At 36.7% G+C, this 210-nt stretch carries 1 protein-coding gene; it reads left to right on the top strand.

Features of this window, described 5'->3' with window-relative positions:
• The coding region (locus HRG09_RS28590; protein ID WP_174104129.1) for a DDE-type integrase/transposase/recombinase at positions 1 to 207 on the top strand (207 nt) is incomplete at its 5' end.
• Between the last annotated feature and the right edge of the window lie 3 nt (positions 208 to 210).

The raw sequence follows: 210 nt of genomic DNA, 5'->3' as shown, positions 1-210 counted from the left end.
CTCAATAATATAGTGGAACAGGATCACCGTTTCATTAAGAAACGTGTGCGTACTATGTTAGGATTCAAGTCATATGAAACAGCCACTTCTATATTGAGTGGCGTTGAAATCATGCATATGATGAAAAAAGGGCAACTTCATCCACAGGTGAAGTCTGCCCAAAATGAAGTTAGGTTCATACATAAATTGTTTGGAATTGCATCATAATCT

This window comes from Bacillus sp. Xin1 (assembly GCF_013314535.1).
In the GTDB taxonomy this organism is placed as follows: Bacteria; Bacillota; Bacilli; order Bacillales; family Bacillaceae_G; genus Bacillus_A.
This window is presented reverse-complemented; position numbering and strand designations above follow the sequence as displayed.